Raw genomic sequence first — 17,784 nt, forward strand, 5'->3', positions numbered from 1 at the left:
AATCATTAACATTTTTCCATTGCTCAGGTTTACTTGTTAGTTTTGTAAACAAAAAAAACGTCCATGGCAGTAGTACCCTATAAGGATAATAACGAAGGCAAAAAAGAGCAGGTAGCCAGTATGTTTAACAACATCAGCAAAAAGTACGACCTGCTAAACCATGTGCTAAGTTTGGGGATTGATATTTCATGGAGAAAAAAAGCAGTCAAACTGCTGAAAGATGACGCCCCAAAATTAATCCTTGACATAGCCACCGGTACTGGGGACTTTGCCATTGAAGCCTTGGCATTAAACCCGGATAAAGTCATCGGAGTGGATATCTCTGAAGGCATGCTGGAGGAAGGAAGAAAAAAGCTGAAGAAAAAAAAGCTGGACCATAGAATTGAACTTCAGTTGGGGGATTCAGAAAAGCTTTTGTTCCCGGAAAATAAATTCGATGCTGTTATCGTTTCATTTGGTGTAAGAAATTTTGAAGATTTGGAAAAAGGCCTTTCGGACATGTATAGAGTCCTAAAGCCAGGTGGTAAAACAGTGATTGTGGAATTTTCCAAACCCAAAAAATTTCCTTTAAAGCAAGTTTACCATCTTTATTTTAAGTATATTCTGCCAAAAATTGGGAAACTCGTATCTAAGGACAACTCTGCTTATACCTACCTACCTGAGTCGGTGCAAGCTTTTCCGGATGGAAAGGACTTCTTGAAAATATTAGAAACGGTAGGGTTTAAAAACACAACATGCAAACCACTTACTTTCGGAATCAGCTCCATTTATGTAGGGGAAAAGTAGTTTACTTTATCTTGTTTTCTGTGCTTTTTTGTGTCCAGGCAAATGCCCAGGATAGAGGAATGATTTTTCATAAATCTGGCAGTGATGACCAATGGATTTCCTACGGCTTCTTTCTTGCCGCGCACAACAGCAGCTTAAGGGTAAAATACTCTGATGCCTTCCTTAACCCTGATGCACCGGATATCAACAATGTAAGAGCAATCATGCCTGTGTTTTCACCCGGATTCGCTTTGGGCTTTTTGGTGACCGGAAGGATACATGATCAAATGAATGTTCTCTTTACCCCAAAAGTAGGGTTTTATGAACATAGAACCGAAATACAGTTATTTTCCGATGATGCAAATGCCCCGGGAGGTCTGGGTATTAGCACAGTTCCTCTCTTCACCGAAGAGACATTAGTGGAATTTCCTGTCTTATTAAAATACAAATCCCAACGCTTTAACAACACGAGAATGTTTTTTATGGGTGGATTAAATGGGCAAATCAGAACCAAAAACCAAGAAGAGGCAGATGAGGATGATGTGGTATTGAGAGGAAGGGACGTTGCTTTGGAACTGGGTATGGGTTTTGATTTTTACTTTCAATTTTTTAAGTTTTCTCCAGAAATTAGGTTCTCCCATGGGCTTACTAATCTCTACCGGGAGGGTTTTGCTGACTCCAGGTTCGATGGGGCAATCACGGATATTCGCCGAAAATCCATTACCATTTATCTTAATTTTCAATAGCAAGACGTAATTTAGCTGGAGAAAATTGGCAGGTCTCTTTTTTTTGCCTGACGAACTTTTTAAATTCAATCATGGAAAAAAAGATCGCATTCATCACAGGGGCCACTTCGGGTATAGGTAAGGCCTGTGCCATTTCCCTAGCCAAGGAAGGATTTGCCATTATTGCCTGCGGCAGGCGAAAAGAGAGATTGGTACAGCTTGAAAAGGAACTACCAAAGGGTACTCCCTACACTTATCTTAATTTTGATGTGCGCATAAAAAATGAAGTTTATGCAGCCATAGACTCCCTTCCAGAAGAATGGCAGGAAATCGAGGTGCTAATCAACAATGCAGGCAATGCCCATGGACTGGATCCTATTCACGAAGGTAGCGAAGATGATTGGGATGCTATGATTGACATCAATGTAAAAGGGCTTCTTTATGTTTCCAAAAAAATCACCCCAGGTATGGTGAAAAGAAAAAGCGGCCAAATTATCAATGTTGGCTCATCTGCCGGCAAGGAAGTTTACCCCAGAGGTAATGTTTACTGCGGTTCAAAATCTGCTGTGGATGCCATCACCACTGGAATGCGCATCGACCTTAACCCCTATGGCATAAGGGTCATTGGCATACATCCGGGCTTAGTGGAGACAGAATTCAGCATGGTAAGGTTTAAAGGGGACGAGGAAAAATCTGAAAAGGTGTACCAAGGGTTTGAAGCACTTCAAGCGGAGGACATTGCCGATATTATCACTTTCGCCATTACCAGACCAAGACATGTGGTCATTGCTGATATGCTGGTGTATCCCCTTGCACAGGCCAGCACGACCATTTTTAACAAGAAGGGGTAAATGAAAAAAGCGCTGTGGGTGTTGTGTGTTGGCCTTTTGTTGCTGAAATGTCAGCAAAAAAGCCATGATAGTGAGGAGGAAACGGATCTCCCAAGACTGGAAGAAGGGTATTTCCTGGATGAAGACGATAGAGAAAATTTAGACTTTTCTACTACCACGGACACCATCGGTGAGTTAGAAAAAAGCCTGATTAATGCTGGATTGGTAAATATAAAAGAGGTGATACCCGGAATATTTGTGGAGCTTAAATACAGCAGTACAGACAATTTTTTTGGACAGGATGTATACGAGGATCTCGAAAATGCCTACCTTCAGCCTCAAGTGGCTGAAAAGCTAAAGGTTTCTTACGACTGGCTGAAAAAAAATCATCCTGACCTAACCTTTCTTATTTATGACGGGGTAAGACCAAGAAGAGTGCAACAAATTTTATGGGACAATTTAGATAAACCTGATAGTTTAAAACCCCTTTATGTAGCGGATCCTAAAAGGGGCAGCCTACACAACTATGGTGTAGCCGTGGACCTGACCTTGGCAGATGCGGAGACTGGGGAACCCTTGGACCTGGGCACTTCTTACGATTATTTTGGCTATCCCGCCTATCCGGACAGGGAGGACCAAATGCTCCGTGAGGGAAAAATAACCAAAGCGCACGTGGAAGGGAGAAAAATTCTCAGAGAAGCCATGAGGAGAGGTGGATTCAGTGGAATTGGTTCTGAATGGTGGCATTTTGATGCGTTCAGCAGAAGAGAAGCGTCCGAAAAATTCAACATAGTAGAATAATAGTTACGAAAAATAGTTTTTATTAATCAATCAACTAATAAACTCATGAATAAAAAAATAAATGATCTTTTGAACGTAAAAAACCTGTTGGTACTGGTTCTTGTCTTGTTGATTTGCCTTCCAGAAGGTTTTGCACAGCAAAACGCCCAGTTTAGGGCACTGGTTTTTAGCAAAACCACTGGGTTCAGGCACCAGTCTATCCCCAATGGGGTGGTGGCTATGAAGAAATTGGCAGAAAAACATCGATTTAGTGTTTATACTACAGAGGACGAAAGGGAGTTCACCAAAGAAAAACTCGAAAAATATGATGTTATCATCCTGGTGAGTACCACAGGCACCATATTCAATGCCGAACAGAAAGAGGCCTTTGAGGATTTCGTCCGTAGTGGCAAAGGGGTTGTGGGAATACACAGTGCTACTGACACCGAATACGAATGGCCTTGGTACACAGGCCTTATCGGGGGACAGTTTGCTTTCCATCCCCACCAACAAACTGCCCGCCTTAAGGTAGTGGATAGAAGTCACCCTTCTACTTATCACCTACAAGAAAATTGGCTGATGACCGATGAGTGGTATGCCTTCAAAAACTTTAATGAAGACGTAAATGTCCTGGTTGAGCTCGATGAGACTTCCTACGAAGTAGGAGAAAGAAATGGCCAAAGTATGGGAATGGGTACCCACCCTATCTCTTGGTACCATGAATATGACGGAGGAAGGTTGTTCTATACCGGCCTTGGGCACACAGATGAAGCCTTTGAAGACGAAGGGTTTTTGTTACATGTACTTGGTGGAATTTGGTACGCCGCACTGAATAGACCTTTCTAATCAGAAATAGCAGGCTATCCCCCTTCAACCCAGGCTGCCATACGCAGCCTGGGTTTTTTGTGTCATTTTTGATCTTGTCTTTTAGACTATGATTAACCTGTTCTGCGTTTTTCGATTAGAAGGGAAAAGTCCAGATAAGGTTTGAATTCACTTGTTTTTAGCAAATTTTTGGCTAAATCAGGGAATATGTATATCACGGTACCATTCGGCCCCACTGATATCAATTAGCTTTACCCGAAGGTTTTCTTTATTCTCCATCAATTGCAAAGGAAGCTTTACTACTGCTTTTGCCCCAAGTGGAAGCTCCAAACTATATTTACCTGGTTTAATCTGGGCCACATATTCGTTGTGGATCCAACTTTCAGGTAGTTCTGACAGTTCCTTGCCACCCAATGAAAGAAGCTTTTGTTGGTGAGCATCTAATACCTCAATACGAATAAGAAAAGAGCCATATACATCTGCTCCCTCCACTCTCATCAGTTCAAGTTGTAATTGATCCTCCTCCCAGACCGCCTTTGAGATTTCCACCTTAGGTTTCACGGATTTATTATGTAGCTTGCCGTAAACGCCACCGTGAAAATACTGATTGCTATATAAAGTAAAGAAGAATATGCCCAAGGAAATTAGAGGGATTACCACTTTCATTTTTGATAATGGAATAGGCCCGGAAGAAACCCATCCTAGCCATTCTGGTTTTTCCCTTTGAAGAACAAATTTATGGTCTAGACTGTGAATTCCTGAACCACTTAAAAAAAGGGTAAAACCTGCGGCTATTCCCAATACCCCTATTTGCCATTCATCCAAACAGGTTGTTCCAAGCCATCCTGCACCAAGGAGAATTCCCGTGGCAAGCCCCATGGTCATGATAGACATGAGCCTTGTAAATAGGCCCAACATCATAAATAGGCCTACCACTCCTTCAATGATCGTGAAAGCCGTCATAAACCACCATAGTATGCTGGGGTTGGAGACTAGATATTCGATAATTCCTTGTATGCCCAAAGCATTAGGAAGAAAATGATTGAATTTTTCTCCTATATACCCCCCTCCTTCAGGGTCTAGTTTATTTTCCAATACCAACCTTCTCCAGAAAGCGGAAAAGTAGGTCCAGCCAATTACCAAGCGTAGGGATAAAGTGATCATGCCAGCCATTATATTTGGCTGGGAATGCATAGTGTTTGATTTCATTGATACTTCGATTTAAATGATAAAAGATGTTAGCTATGTGGATAAGGCAAATTTGCCTTCATGCTAAATGGATCTTTAATCTTCGAAGTAAAATGTACAAAGGAGGACTCGAGGAAACTATTTGAGGTAAGTTGGGTAATTTACCCACAAACCATCTCGGATGGTGATAAACTGAATGGGTAGCTCCTTCATGGAAAACAAATGAAAAATCCAGCTCAACAAACCTGGAAACACTATCCTTCTTTTCACCTTGGATTAGTTCACAGGAAAAGGAAGGTAAATGGGTCTTGCTTTTATTTATAGGCTTTTCATAGGCGAGTTCGGCAGCCTGCCAAAGAGACGCTTTACTCACGCAGGGACTTAGCGCAAAAAGTATCCCCACGAGGATGCCATATAATTTGATAATACGGGACATTCGAATAATGGCCGAGGGGATTTGGTTAAGCTTCATATCCATTGAAGTTAACTAACCCTCATGTCAAAAATTTAGTTCTCGAGGAGCATAAAAAACCGTTTCTATGTTTATGAAGCACTACTTAAGGAATGTCAATTTAATGGGTTTCGCTTCACTCCCTTAAAAGTAATTTTTACAGGCTTAATCTTGCCGTCCTCATCAAATTCCATATACTCTATACAAGTCACTCTATGGTTGCCATCCGTCTCTCCCAGCGGCCTTCTATGGTATACCATGTAGTAATTGTCGGAACCGGATTCGTGCAATACAGAATGATGCCCTGCTCCTGTGGCCACTTCAGGATCCTGCTCCAATACTACCCCAATCCGATCAAAAGGGCCGTAGGGATTGTCCGAAATGGCGTAGGCCACCTTGTAATCCGGGCCTGTCCATCCCCCTTCCGACCACATAAAATAGTATTTGTCATCCCGAATAAACATAAAGGGGCCCTCCACATAGCTTTCTGGGGTAACCTCCCTGTAAATACTTCCATCCTCAAAGGGCACCAGTTCGGTAAAATCTTCATTGAGTTTTACCACATTACACTTTCCCCAGCCCCCATAATATATCAAGACCTGACCATCCTTGTCCCTAAAAAGGTATTGGTCTATGGGTTGGGCACCATTTACAATTTCGTTGATCAGGGGTTTTCCTAATACATCCTTGAAAGGGCCCTGAGGTTGGTCCGCTACTGCAACTCCAATACCTCCAACCTCACCCTCGTGTACATCATTAGCCGCAAAAAACAAATAATACCTGCCCTTGTTTTCTATCACCCCTGGGGCCCAAAGAGCAGAGTCTGCCCAAGCCACCTCAGCAGTGTCAATAATCCGTTCATGCTTGGTCCAATGGACCAAATCCGGTGAGGAAAAACAATCCATGAAAACCTGCTTGCGAAAGCTATCGGAATAGGTAGGGTAAATCCAATAAGTATCCCCATAAATGATGGCTTCAGGGTCTGCATACCAACCATCGAAAAGTGGGTTTCCGGAGTAAACAGGTTTTTCCTTCTGCTCCGTACAGGAATAAACCAATGAAATGAATACAAGGACAAATGCTGGGTTTGGAAATTTCATCAGGTTAAGGTAATAAATCATGGATTTGGCTTTTTAAAAAGGTAAATTAAACAAATTTTAAGTTCCTTTCCCATTCTTACCTATCTAAGCTTACTTCCCACTACTACCGGTTTTTTCAGTTGATGAACTTGGCCATCAGGGTTAAATAGTTCCGCCCAAAGAATATAATAGCCAGATGGCACCCGGATCCCTTTGGCATCCGTACCGTCCCAGGTATAGAATCCTTCCAAACCCCAAAGTGCATTGTGGCAAAGTTCGCGGATCAGGGTACCCGTCACACCATACACCCTAAGTGTGGCTAGGTAACCGGGATGGTCCAAATTGTAAGAAATGGTGGTAAATGGTTTTTCCCCTGTTGCATCAGGAACAAATACTTCCGGGGAGATTTGTATACCCATCTCCAAAGGATTATTCTCATAAACATTGGAGTTTCGCATACCAGGGGTGGCGAACCCCAAAGCGGATGAAGCAGAATGCCAATTGACAGGGTCATCTACAGGTACACTTGCAGAATAGCGTTCCAATGAAACGCCCCGGACTTCCCTTAAAAACCCATGGTGCATCTTTTCGTCATAATCAAACCTTTCCACAAATAACTCATCAGGATCAAGCAACACCACCGATCCACGGCTAATGGGATAGCTTGGTAGGGTAAGTGCTTTCATCCCTTCTAGTTTTCCCCTTGGATAGGTATCGTTTAAAAGTACTGGATCCGGGGTAAGTGCCAGAAAAGCGTTGGGAGCAAGGATCAAATCCTCATTGGAGATTAACCTCTTGTTACTAATCTGCTCATTGACCACGTTGGCAAGTTTCCAGTTTTTAAGGTTTATCCACTTTCCAGAGGCGTTGTGAAGCTCCACAAATTTCGGTGTTCCTACTTTGGGATTGAACAGCACCTCATTTATGATCATATCCCCTTCTTCGGGAAGGCCGGGTAGTATTAGGGAGACAGTGGCATCGTTAACATCCAGAGAATTGCCAGAACAATCCCTGAAATTCATTGCAGTAATCGTATAGTTCCTGTTTTCTTCAAGATCACTTTCCAGATGTACTGAAATACTTTCCCGGTCAAGGCTGTCCCATTCTAAACTTGATACCATCCCAAAAGGATCAATTTGCACCCTCGCTTGCTCTTCTGGAAATACGGATTTGGAAAAGTGAAGGGATATATGCTTTGGTCCTAGTAGGTTTGCTCCTAACAAAATAGGGGGCTCAACGTCCGGACTTGGATCAAAAACAGAATTTTCGGCTCCAGGAGTCCCCCTTTCTGTGGCAACGGATACTTGTAGGTTGGCAGGACTTATACAGGGATAATAGGGGTTGACCGTTTCTAGGCTAAAGCCGCCCTGAGCAAATTCCGCACCTCCGAAGCTTCCTGTATCATAAGTGATTTCATCTATAACCCCAGCTGACACATGGATAAGAGATACCCTGTCCCCTGCATTCAATAAAGTAGGCCAGGGACTAAGCCCCAGTACCTCCCCGTAAGGCTCAAAAGCCTGTACCTGACCCGCTGGGCATAAGATCAAGTGTTGCTTTGGCAATATCTGCTTTCTAGGCAAGTGGGTATAGGAGCGACTGTTTGCCAACTTAATCCCTCCCAAGAATAGAATATCCTCAGTGGCATTATAGATTTCCACATATTCGGCATTAGGCAAAACTTGCCCAGCCTTGGGTGCCGGCATGATTTCATTGATAACCAATTGTCTAAATAGGGGGCCTTTTGGAGGTTTAAAGTCAAACTCGAAAACCGTCGGGGCAATAGCGTTTCCTCTTAAGTCTTCAATGTCACTAACTTCCAAGGTCAGGGTATGCCCCTCTTTAAATTCCTTCTCAAAGACCAATAACACCTGATCCCCATTTTCACTTAAAATTGCCTCTTCCGGAGTAAAGCCCTCGAGTGTATAGAATGAAGGAACTATGGAATAAACCGGAGAAAGGGATTTGTCAAAATAGAGTAAAAACTCCCGTTTGCTGACAACCTCTACCTGGAGCAACTGGGGTGGATTTGGATCCCAAAGCAATAGCCGGGAACTGCCTGCCAGCCAATCCCCAGTAGCAGAAATCCGAGGTGGGACAATAAGTAGCAATTCTTCCCCCTCAGGCAATGCTCGGTCCATTATTAGTTTAAAGTGAATGGGATCGCTTTGGTTTAAAAGGGGGTGGATTTGAAAATCGCCTTCTTGCCATGAAAAATCCCCTTTCAATGGTGCCGCTATTTGCAAGGGTAAGCGATGAAAGAGATGTATGGTTTTGCTGTTTTCAACCCATAGGTCTTGAATGCCATCCTCGTAATAATAGCTGACATTAATTATATTGGTCTTGTTTCCATTCTCACTTTCAAGGTTGGAAATTCCCAAGTGGTACCATTCGTTCAATAAAATGGGTTGGGACAAATATAACCGATAGTCATATCCTAAAGATCCCGCTAGCACGGAATGCGGTTTTCGGCCATTTACCTCAAAATTATCCTGGAGGGGAACGCTTTCCTGATTCAGGTACTGGGTAAATATAAGTTGAATTTCCCTTTCTCCCCATATCCTTACCTCTCCCAACATTGGAAAATCGTTATCCAATGTGAATGTCAAAGTATCAAGGGGAGTGCTAGATTTGTCTTTGGCTCCCTGAACCTGAAGAGTCAAACTACCTGTTTCCCAAGGTTTCTCACTTTCTACGATCCAATCCAATCCTGAACCTCTAAAAGGCTTTGGAACTCCATTTACAGAGATGGCCTGAGGGTATACAATCGGCTTACTCAATTGGAGTTTCATTAGGTACGGGGATAATAGCTGCATGGTATCGATAGTTGGAGCAAGAGTATCCCATTCAAAATCCAGATTGACGGTGCGGTTCATGGCTTGTCCGTACCTGTCTTTGAGATTACGGATGCTTATCCGGTAGGAAATGCCCTCTACCCAGGGTTCTGAAAACTGTAAAATTAGCCTAGTATTGGCAACCATTTCTACCATGGTAGGTGAACCCACTCCTTGGTTCACCTGATAATGGGCAGGCAAAGTAGCCCACTTTCTTTCCAAAGATTTATTGAATTCCAATATCAACCTACCCGGTTGAGCTAGGTCTATATTGGTTACGGATATGGCTCTAGTATCCCAAACAAAAGACTTACTGAGAGTCTGAAGAAGTGCTCCTTCCTTATCCCGTATCCCGCTTGTATACAAGGTGAGATCAGTATTTGGAGGAAATTGCTGTGTAAAGAACAAGTGAAATTCATTCAATTCTTGCACCCAAACCACCTTGAAGGGTTTTCCTATGTTTCTGTCCAACCAATAATGGCTTACCTCCTTAGCAGATAAATCATCCACCTCTTTGGTAAATTTCACTCCTAGTACAGTGGGACTAACCCAGAAAGCCGTATCCATGTGATCTTCCCACACCCAGGTGAAAGAAGTAGAATCGGATAGATTACCCATGCCGTCTATTATTGCATATGCCGTTAAGGTATAGGTTTGACCCACAGCAAGAGGTTCTTTAACTGAAACCCCAATTATGCTGTCGTTTTCCATTGTTCCGTTTTCTATTTCGTTATGGGTAAGTTGGTATTGGCTTAACTCCAAAGGAGAGGTATCCAACGGTTTATTAAAATGCACCATAAATCGATGGGAAGAAATTCCAGTGATGCACCTAATATGAGGAGGAGAGGTGTCATAGAGAAAGGCAGCAGAAGCAGGGTTGAGTTCCTGTCCATTACATTCGGTGAATCCCTTTAACTCCAAGCTATAGGATTGTCCATCTATCAAGGGACTACTCAAGTGACCTATCAAAAAATCTACTCCCAGACTATCCAATACAAATATTCTATTCCCCACCGTTCCCATTTTAGCTTTAGCCAATTTTGTTGGCAATCTCTTGCTAAAAGTTACCCTAAGTTTTAGAGGACTCAGGACCTGCACGGATGTAATTAGAAAGGGCCTTTCATCTGGCAAATCACTATAAACAGCATTCTTTTTTCCCGGTGTTCCCCCCATTACCGAGGAAGAGGCCTTCCAATTTGCAGCATCGGAACATGACAAGTAGGGGTTAATTCGCTCCAAGGACCAGCCTCCCTGGGATTTTTGGGTATCCTGATACCAAGTGAGATCGTAACTCAGGCTATCCACCCATTCATCAAAGGACCCTTTTAGGGATATTTGTCCAGCACCATTGGGCAAGGCTCTAAAACCATTTACCCCAGCCACCTTTCCATAAGAGGAAAAAAGCTCTTTTCGGGTAGAAGGGGTCAGCAGGACATACTCACCAGCTTCCACCAGCAGATCTTCCACCGCCCCACCATTATAGGTAAAACCCTTTAGCCAAATGGCTTTTTCAGTAGTATTCCACAATTCAATGTATTCATCATTGGATGATGTCGGAAGAGTAGGATGAGGCGGACTCAGGGATTTCGGGTTGGGGTCTGCCATAAATTCATTAATGATTAGGCTTCCAAAAGGAACAGGAGCGGCCAAATCAAAGACATGCTCAAGCGAAATCAACTCGCCATTTTCCTCACTCCTTAACTCTTCCAAAGCCAGGACATATCGATTTGGGTATAAAACATCGTCAAACCAGGCCGTCAGGAGGCTATCTTCAAGTTCCATTTTTACCGTTTGCCCATATCCTCCTGAAAGCGTAACTTCCCTGGGCAAAGCAGCAAGTTTCTGATTAAATCGTAAGATTAAGACATTATCATCTGCTAATTGAATCTCTACTAAAGTTAAAGGCACTGGATTATCCGATTCTTCTTCCACCGTACTGCCTGCTGGAATCAAAAAATTATCCATAAACAACCTTGCAGCACTCCCCGAACCATCCCCGTAATACACGGTGAGCTGTATCGTGACGGAGGCAAGGCCCAACCATTCATTAGGGATCTCAAAGTTGTATTCTTGGTAAGGAGTATCCTCATTGGGAAAGCTGTTTGGTTGGCCAATGGGCATTGGGTCTGATCTTTGATCTGACAGGGCATCATGAAAGGCATAGGTTAAGTGTACAGGCCTATTTCCCGTTCCGTTGCGTTTGGTCTTGGCCTGAAAGGAAATATTATTGTTTTTCAGTCCAATAGTAGATGTTTTTATGTAAATTTGCGCGTCAAAACTACCGATGGTTTGTATGCCCAAAGCTTGGGATCCGTCGATTCCTTCACCGGGGGCCTGAAAAACCCTTGAAGTACCGGATCGCACTTCATTGGCAGACCAGGCCGGTAAAAACTCTTCAGGATAACTGACGATTTCAAAATTGCTTTCAAAATCCTGAAGCACAAAAGTTTCGGCTTTTGGCAAAAATCTAAAGCCTAGTATGGAAAAAGCAACCAAACCCCATACTAAGGAAAAGGCTTTCATGAATTGAATATAAAGATAAATACATTAAAAAGGAATATTTAGTCAGAAAAATGTAGCTTCTGTATGGAAAGGCTAACATTTTATATCCTATAAATAAATCACAGCAAAATGAAATTAGCCGTAGTGGGAGCCACTGGATTAGTAGGCTCAGAAATCCTAGAGGTGCTGGAAGAGCACAATTTCCAATTTGACGAATTGCTCTTGGTGGCCAGCGAGCGGTCAGCAGGAAAAAAAATGGTATTCAAAGGGAAGGAATACACTATCATAGGATTAAAGGAGGCGGTAACCAAAAAACCCGATATGGCCATTTTTTCTGCGGGAGGTAGCACCTCTAAGGAGTGGGCACCTCAATTTGCTGCTGTAGGTACCGTGGTGATAGACAACTCCTCCGCTTGGAGGATGGACCCCACCAAAAAACTAATAGTACCAGAGATTAACGGCAAATCCTTACGCATCGATGACCGCATTATCGCTAACCCCAACTGCTCCACTATACAAATGGTGCTTGCACTCGCCCCATTGAGGGAAAAATATGGCATCAAACGTATTGTGGTCTCAACCTATCAGTCTGTGACCGGTACAGGTAAAGCAGCCGTAGATCAAATGATGGCGGAAAGAAAAGGGGAGAAGGCAGAAATGGTCTATCCGTACAAAATAGACCTAAACGTCCTTCCCCACATCGACGTGTTCCAGGAAAACGGATACACTAAGGAAGAAATGAAGATGATCAATGAAACCAAGAAAATCTTTAATGACCCGAGTATTCAGGTAACTGCGACCACTGTAAGAATACCCGTGATGGGCGGCCATAGTGAATCCGTCAACGTGGAATTCAAAAAGGACTTTGATCTTGCTGAAGTAAGAAAATTACTGGCTGAAACCCCTGGCCTAGTGGTGGAAGATGATCCTGAAAACAATGTCTACCCAATGCCCATAAACGCCCACAAGAAGGACGAAGTATTTGTAGGGAGGTTAAGAAGAGACGAAAGTCAACCCAACACCTTGAATATGTGGATAGTGGCGGATAACCTCAGGAAAGGTGCTGCTACCAACGCCGTACAGATTGCTTCTTACCTAATGGAGCATAGCATGGCATAGTCCATGGATTTGTCAACTATATATACTAAGGAATTTTTCAATTTTGTGCAGGATCACCTATCGGAGGATCCTGCACAATTTGTTTTAAAATGGGCGGGTAAAACCACATTGGATGTACAGGAAGCCGCCGCCCAAATTGCCGCCTGGAAAAAAGCCCGCAATAAGCTCCCAGAATGGAGTACTCTTCCAAATATTATATATCCTCCAGCCCTTTCCCTGGAACAGTCATCTTCCGAATCCACTGCACGGTATAAGGGCCTTTTGAGCGAGGGCGATACTTTTCTGGATTTAACGGGAGGATTTGGTGTGGACACCTTTTACATAGGTCGAAATTTCAAGGAAATTACGTACGTAGAAAAACTGGAGCTACTTTTCAGGCTTGCCAATCACAATCTGAGGTTTCTTTTGCCTAATAAGGACTTATCTATCCATCATGGCGAAGGAATCGAGTTCCTTAAGCAAACCAACCAACATTATGACCTGATCTATATAGATCCAGCAAGAAGGGGAAAGGGTAACCAAAAGCTTTACGAGTTGACCCACACAGAGCCGGATGTGGTGAGTAATTGGAATTTAATTTGTGGCAAAACAAACATGGTAATGGTGAAAGCCTCTCCCATGTTGGATATTCAGGCTGCCAATTCCCAATTGCCCGGTTTAGATAGCCTCCACATCATAGCCTTCAAAAACGAGATAAAAGAATTGGTGCTAAAATGGAAAAAAGGTTGCAAAATAAAGGATCCTACCATCCATGTGATAGAGCTTACCCAGGGGATTGAACCCATTTTTTCCATAAATAAAAATGAGGAAAGACAAATCCAGGCTGAGATCGGAGCTGTGGAAAGGTTTCTAGTTATTCCCCATCCGGGCATCCTGAAAGCTGGGGCTTTTCATGCTTTTGGCCATCGCTATGGACTGGTTAAAATTCACCCCAATACCCACATTTATACTTCTGATAGACTTCCCGATTCCGAAATCCCCGGAAAGCGCTTGGAGGTAAAAAAGGAAATCAAACTGAACAAAAAGGAAATCAAACAAGAATTCCCCGAAGGAATAGTAAATGTAATTTCCAAAAACCACCCTCTGAAGGCACAAGATTGTAAAACAAAATTCAACCTTAAGGATGGAGGTGATAGGTACTTGCTATTGTTGACCGATCAGAAAGAACAAAGCAGGGTATTTATTTGTGATTTAGTCTAATCTAATAGCAAGGACTTACCTTAATTCCACCACTTCTCTGCGAAAAACCAGCAGATCCTGTTTCATCAGCTCTATATATGCTGAGAAAAGATCCAGCATGGAGGCTCTATTTTGCAATTGATCGACAGAATATTGGCCACCATCTGAAAGATAAAGGTCCAGACTTTCTCCAATATTGAAGGTATCCCAGGATTGGATCATACTATTCCTAATGGTCTCTCCTTGGATTTCAACCTTTTTTTCATTGATATAATACCACACGGAGGGCGGTATATATTCACTCCAGTCCAAATCTTCTGCATAGACATCCCTCAATAGGTTAACTTCATGTTCTACTTCTACCGTATACACCTTGACCTTATTCGTGACATTAAGGATGATGGTAGCAAGAGAGGCTCCTACACCCATTAACTGCCTAAAAGTATTGGCATTTGCTATCCAAATTACTACTACTCCACTTAATATATTAGCAGATGCATCCGTGATTATGCCACCTACTGTTCTTTTGTTGGAGATGTTGCTTTCCTTCCTATTAAGGTACCAAGCAAGCTGTTCCGATTTGTCTTCCTCACATTTAATCGCCGCATTCAAGGAGGAGACCTCTAGCTCGGCCAAATTGATTTTGTTAAGGATTTCTTGGTAATGCATAAAATACAGGAGGTTATCCTCATCCTTATCCAGCCTTGAAATCTCCCTTAATGCGTCTTTTAAATTAAGTGCATTTGCAACCACAAGTGCTCGTTCACTAAAAATTTCCTGTAAATCGTCATCAAAGTCGTCTATTTCAAAATCATCTGGCTTAGTGGCTTTTATGCCCTCAATAAACGTATAACATGCACCCTGAAAATCATCTACCTTTTCTTCTACTACCCTAGTGGCTTTACAAGAAAAGCATGAATATAGTAAGAAAAATAGAAGGAATTTAAGGGGGTCTTTCATGGAATTTAAGTTGGCTACTGCAAACTATAAAAATATTTTGTAAAAAGCATCAAATCTTGCTTCATCAAATAGATTTGTGCCTCCAATTGATCCAGCATATTTGCCCGCGTCTTCAACATTTCTGCATCGTACCTGCCCCCCTCAGACCGGATAGTTTCCAAAGCGCCCACTTCTACCTCAAATTCGTCCCAACGCTTTATCACTCGTTCTCTCTTGGAAATTTCTTGTTCATTTAAAGGTATAGTGATATATTTCCAAACGGAAACTGGAAATACCTTTTCGGAATTATCATTCTCGTACACCATGTGAATGACATTGACGGGATGGTCGATATCTACATATTTCTTCAACCTGAGTATGGATACACCCAGCCAAACCTCTGTCAAGCCTCCGGCTATCCCAAATACCTCCAATAAAGTGCCGGAAGCACCCGCAATCAAAGCAACACCTGTGCCGGTAGACACCAATGCACCCGTCACAATGGCAGCTACTGTACGGTTGGTTTCCTTTCGCTTTGTCCTGTTTTCCAAAAAGTTGGCAATTTGTTCCGATTTTTCCTCCTCACAATCAATGCCACCGGTTATTGCGGAAGTTTCGAAGGAGGCCATTTGAATGGCTCTTTCTATCCTTCGACTATATTGGATTAACAAGGCTTCCTCCGACTCTGCCTTTTCAATTTCCTCCAAAAAACCATATAAAACCTCACTCACACCCAACACCTCTGCCATAAAGGAAATTTTTGGATCCGGAAAATCTACCTGCCTCCGAGAAGGCTCTTCGATCTCCTCTGCATCCTCATAGATGAACTCGTTCATCGTGATTAATTCCCGAAGGCACTCAGCCTGAAAAGGGCCGTCCAAAGCAACCATGAGGCGATTGGAGGAACAGGCTCCTTGTAAAAGTAGAATGGCAACAAGAGATATAACGTATAAATAATGCTTCATTCCAACTTTCCTATTTTCTTCCCTTTATTGTTTATATGCCTATGGTGTTTAGGAGATCCTATAATTTGAGAATTGTAAATACCAGCATGACCACTAAAAAGATAAGCAAGCACACAGGCTAATCCTACATAAACTCCTGAAGCCGCCCCAAACAGTTCAATCCCCATTAAGGTACAGGCCAATGGGGTATTAGTGGCGCCAGCAAAAACCCCCACAAATCCCATACCTGCCAGAAGTGCCACTGGAAGTGGAATTATTCCTCCCAAGGCATTTCCCAGGGTGGCTCCAGTATAGAATAGGGGCGTTACTTCCCCTCCTTTGAAGCCTGCACCTAAAGTTAGGGAAGTCATCCCAATCTTGGCCAAAAAATCATACCAGGGTAAATTCTCGCTAAAAGCATCCACAATTGTGGGTATTCCAAGTCCAATATACTTTGTGGTCCCCGTAAAATAAACCAGCAAAGCCACCAATACACCCCCTACCACTGGTCTTAAAGGAGGGTATTTAATTTTTTTGGAAAATAGGACACTCCAAAAATGGGTAGCCTTGGCAAAAAGCCTTCCCGCAAGCCCAAAGCAAATACCGGCAGGGATAATCCAAATGACATTCAGCAAATCAAGTCCGGGAACCAAAGGAATATCATAATGCGTATGGGGTACCCCCCATAAACCCGCACATGCATAGTCTGCTACATAAGCCGAAAGAAAAGCGGGCAAAATGGATTCATACCGAATCCTGCCTATGATTAGCCATTCCAACGCAAAAACAGCTCCAGCCAATGGAGTTCCGAATACGGAAGCAAAACCAGCGGCAACACCCATAGTGATAAGGATTTTCCTGCCCTCCTTATCTAATTTGAACCACTTGGTAAATTGATCTGCAATTGCTCCCCCCATTTGAACCGCAGTGCCTTCCCTTCCGGCAGAACCTCCAAACAAATGGGTCATAACCGTTCCAAATAAGACCAAAGGAGCCATTCGCAAGGGAATAACTTTTAGGGGATTGTAAAATTCTTCGAGCAATTGGTTGTTTCCCTTTACCACAGACTCCCCAAACCGGTGATAAACCCACCCGATAACAAAGCCCCCCAGGGGAAGCAATGCAATGATCCATATGTTAGACTCCCTGTAATCCGTGGCCCATTTCAGAGATATTAAAAATAGGGCTGATGCTGAGCCTGCAAGTATGCCCACTACAGTAGCCACCAATAGCCATTTCAAGGTGTACTGAAGGTTTGGTAAAAACTCTTCTCTTGTAAATTTCTTTAATTGTAGGTACTCGTTTATCCTCTTCAACATACCGGTTTAAAGATGTGTTCCTGAGAGGTTTCACCATCATAGCTACACCTGAAAGGAAATGGTTGAAGTAGGAGTCATCAGCCACGTAAAAGTGGCGGTTCAAAAATTAGCTGGTTTAAAAAACTAGCTACTTTCCGGCGGCACCCCATCGCCTTGGGCTACAAATATACCAATCCGATTGTCAATTCTATGATCTGATTTAAATTATTTGAGAGAATTGTTTATTCCATTATTTATCCATTTTTAGGCCTAAAACTTCATTTCTGAGCACGAAAAGCGGTAATTAATATAGCTTATAAGCTGAA

The 17,784-nt window shown here is 42.8% G+C and carries 14 protein-coding genes and 1 riboswitch; of the genes, 7 read left to right on the forward strand and 7 right to left on the reverse strand.

Annotated elements, in window-relative coordinates; genetic code table 11:
- The first annotated feature begins 63 nt into the window (after window positions 1-63).
- The 5 genes from ubiE to DB520_RS03705 all read left to right on the forward strand — a co-directional run bounded on the left by ubiE (window position 64) and on the right by DB520_RS03705 (window position 3,946).
- Window positions 64-786 (forward strand): bifunctional demethylmenaquinone methyltransferase/2-methoxy-6-polyprenyl-1,4-benzoquinol methylase UbiE, encoded by a 723-nt coding sequence (gene ubiE, locus DB520_RS03685; protein ID WP_114748273.1) that lies wholly within the window; start codon window positions 64-66, stop codon window positions 784-786.
- Window positions 735-1,511: a type IX secretion/gliding motility protein PorT/SprT gene (gene porT / locus DB520_RS03690; protein WP_114748274.1), complete on the forward strand. Its 777-nt coding sequence runs from the start codon at window positions 735-737 to the stop codon at window positions 1,509-1,511. The genes ubiE and porT overlap by 52 nt, the downstream gene beginning before the upstream one ends.
- A gap of 71 nt (window positions 1,512-1,582) precedes the next feature.
- Window positions 1,583-2,341, forward strand: a complete 759-nt coding sequence (locus DB520_RS03695; protein WP_114748275.1) for an SDR family NAD(P)-dependent oxidoreductase — start codon at window positions 1,583-1,585, stop codon at window positions 2,339-2,341.
- Window positions 2,342-3,121 (forward strand): M15 family metallopeptidase, encoded by a 780-nt coding sequence (locus DB520_RS03700; RefSeq protein ID WP_114748276.1) that lies wholly within the window; start codon window positions 2,342-2,344, stop codon window positions 3,119-3,121. It begins immediately after the preceding gene.
- Between the two features lie 45 nt (window positions 3,122-3,166).
- Window positions 3,167-3,946 (forward strand): ThuA domain-containing protein, encoded by a 780-nt coding sequence (locus DB520_RS03705; protein ID WP_114748277.1) that lies wholly within the window; start codon window positions 3,167-3,169, stop codon window positions 3,944-3,946.
- Window positions 3,947-4,123: 177 nt separating this feature from the next.
- Here the strand turns inward: DB520_RS03705 and DB520_RS03710 are convergent, their stop codons facing one another.
- The 4 genes from DB520_RS03710 to DB520_RS03725 all read right to left on the reverse strand — a co-directional run bounded on the left by DB520_RS03710 (window position 4,124) and on the right by DB520_RS03725 (window position 12,000).
- Window positions 4,124-5,134 (reverse strand): TQO small subunit DoxD, encoded by a 1,011-nt coding sequence (locus tag DB520_RS03710; protein ID WP_114748278.1) that lies wholly within the window; start codon window positions 5,132-5,134, stop codon window positions 4,124-4,126.
- A gap of 58 nt (window positions 5,135-5,192) precedes the next feature.
- Window positions 5,193-5,585 (reverse strand): hypothetical protein, encoded by a 393-nt coding sequence (locus tag DB520_RS03715; RefSeq protein ID WP_157971922.1) that lies wholly within the window; start codon window positions 5,583-5,585, stop codon window positions 5,193-5,195.
- A gap of 95 nt (window positions 5,586-5,680) precedes the next feature.
- Window positions 5,681-6,664 carry a glycoside hydrolase family 43 protein gene (locus DB520_RS03720; protein ID WP_114748775.1) on the reverse strand — a complete coding sequence of 328 codons (984 nt, stop codon included), beginning with the start codon at window positions 6,662-6,664 and terminating at the stop codon, window positions 5,681-5,683.
- 80 nt (window positions 6,665-6,744) lie between these two features.
- The gene (locus DB520_RS03725) at window positions 6,745-12,000 is read right to left on the reverse strand and encodes a lamin tail domain-containing protein (RefSeq protein WP_114748280.1); all 5,256 of its coding nucleotides are present in this window, start codon (window positions 11,998-12,000) and stop codon (window positions 6,745-6,747) included.
- Between the two features lie 108 nt (window positions 12,001-12,108).
- On the opposite strand from DB520_RS03725, the gene DB520_RS03730 reads away from it, so the two are divergent.
- Window positions 12,109-13,098 (forward strand): aspartate-semialdehyde dehydrogenase, encoded by a 990-nt coding sequence (locus DB520_RS03730; protein ID WP_114748281.1) that lies wholly within the window; start codon window positions 12,109-12,111, stop codon window positions 13,096-13,098.
- Window positions 13,099-13,101: 3 nt separating this feature from the next.
- A complete protein-coding gene (locus DB520_RS03735) occupies window positions 13,102-14,298 on the forward strand; it encodes a THUMP-like domain-containing protein (protein ID WP_114748282.1) in 1,197 nt (398 codons plus the stop codon).
- 15 nt (window positions 14,299-14,313) lie between these two features.
- Here DB520_RS03735 and DB520_RS03740 read toward each other — a convergent pair whose 3' ends face one another.
- From DB520_RS03740 to DB520_RS03750, 3 genes are read right to left on the reverse strand one after another with little or no spacing between them, the layout of a single operon-like run.
- Complete coding sequence (locus tag DB520_RS03740; RefSeq protein ID WP_114748283.1) at window positions 14,314-15,237, reverse strand: hypothetical protein; 924 nt, start codon at window positions 15,235-15,237, stop codon at window positions 14,314-14,316.
- A gap of 14 nt (window positions 15,238-15,251) precedes the next feature.
- Window positions 15,252-16,181, reverse strand: coding sequence for a hypothetical protein (locus tag DB520_RS03745; RefSeq protein ID WP_157971924.1), 930 nt, complete (start codon window positions 16,179-16,181; stop codon window positions 15,252-15,254).
- Entirely contained in the window at window positions 16,178-17,479 is a 1,302-nt protein-coding gene (locus DB520_RS03750) for a voltage-gated chloride channel family protein (RefSeq protein WP_114748285.1), read from the reverse strand. The genes DB520_RS03745 and DB520_RS03750 overlap by 4 nt, the downstream gene beginning before the upstream one ends.
- Window positions 17,480-17,540: 61 nt before the next feature.
- Window positions 17,541-17,641: riboswitch (Fluoride riboswitch) on the reverse strand.
- Window positions 17,642-17,784: the final 143 nt, after the last annotated feature.

The sequence above is a fragment of the Pleomorphovibrio marinus genome, assembly GCF_003347495.1.
In the GTDB taxonomy this organism is placed as follows: domain Bacteria; phylum Bacteroidota; class Bacteroidia; order Cytophagales; family Cyclobacteriaceae; genus Pleomorphovibrio; species Pleomorphovibrio marinus.

What these genes read in the sequence shown, in the direction of transcription:
- DB520_RS03720 (WP_114748775.1), bottom strand. Translation starts at nt 6,664, where the DNA reads ATGAAATTTCCAAACCCAGCATTTGTCCTTGTATTCATTTCATTGGTT.
- DB520_RS03740 (WP_114748283.1), bottom strand. Translation starts at nt 15,237, where the DNA reads ATGAAAGACCCCCTTAAATTCCTTCTATTTTTCTTACTATATTCATGC.
- DB520_RS03695 (WP_114748275.1), top strand. Translation starts at nt 1,583, where the DNA reads ATGGAAAAAAAGATCGCATTCATCACAGGGGCCACTTCGGGTATAGGT.
- DB520_RS03700 (WP_114748276.1), top strand. Translation starts at nt 2,342, where the DNA reads ATGAAAAAAGCGCTGTGGGTGTTGTGTGTTGGCCTTTTGTTGCTGAAA.
- DB520_RS03735 (WP_114748282.1), top strand. Translation starts at nt 13,102, where the DNA reads ATGGATTTGTCAACTATATATACTAAGGAATTTTTCAATTTTGTGCAG.
- DB520_RS03745 (WP_157971924.1), bottom strand. Translation starts at nt 16,181, where the DNA reads ATGAAGCATTATTTATACGTTATATCTCTTGTTGCCATTCTACTTTTA.
- DB520_RS03730 (WP_114748281.1), top strand. Translation starts at nt 12,109, where the DNA reads ATGAAATTAGCCGTAGTGGGAGCCACTGGATTAGTAGGCTCAGAAATC.
- porT (WP_114748274.1), top strand. Translation starts at nt 735, where the DNA reads ATGCAAACCACTTACTTTCGGAATCAGCTCCATTTATGTAGGGGAAAA.
- DB520_RS03710 (WP_114748278.1), bottom strand. Translation starts at nt 5,134, where the DNA reads ATGAAATCAAACACTATGCATTCCCAGCCAAATATAATGGCTGGCATG.
- DB520_RS03715 (WP_157971922.1), bottom strand. Translation starts at nt 5,585, where the DNA reads ATGAAGCTTAACCAAATCCCCTCGGCCATTATTCGAATGTCCCGTATT.
- DB520_RS03725 (WP_114748280.1), bottom strand. Translation starts at nt 12,000, where the DNA reads ATGAAAGCCTTTTCCTTAGTATGGGGTTTGGTTGCTTTTTCCATACTA.
- DB520_RS03705 (WP_114748277.1), top strand. Translation starts at nt 3,167, where the DNA reads ATGAATAAAAAAATAAATGATCTTTTGAACGTAAAAAACCTGTTGGTA.
- DB520_RS03750 (WP_114748285.1), bottom strand. Translation starts at nt 17,479, where the DNA reads ATGTTGAAGAGGATAAACGAGTACCTACAATTAAAGAAATTTACAAGA.
- ubiE (WP_114748273.1), top strand. Translation starts at nt 64, where the DNA reads ATGGCAGTAGTACCCTATAAGGATAATAACGAAGGCAAAAAAGAGCAG.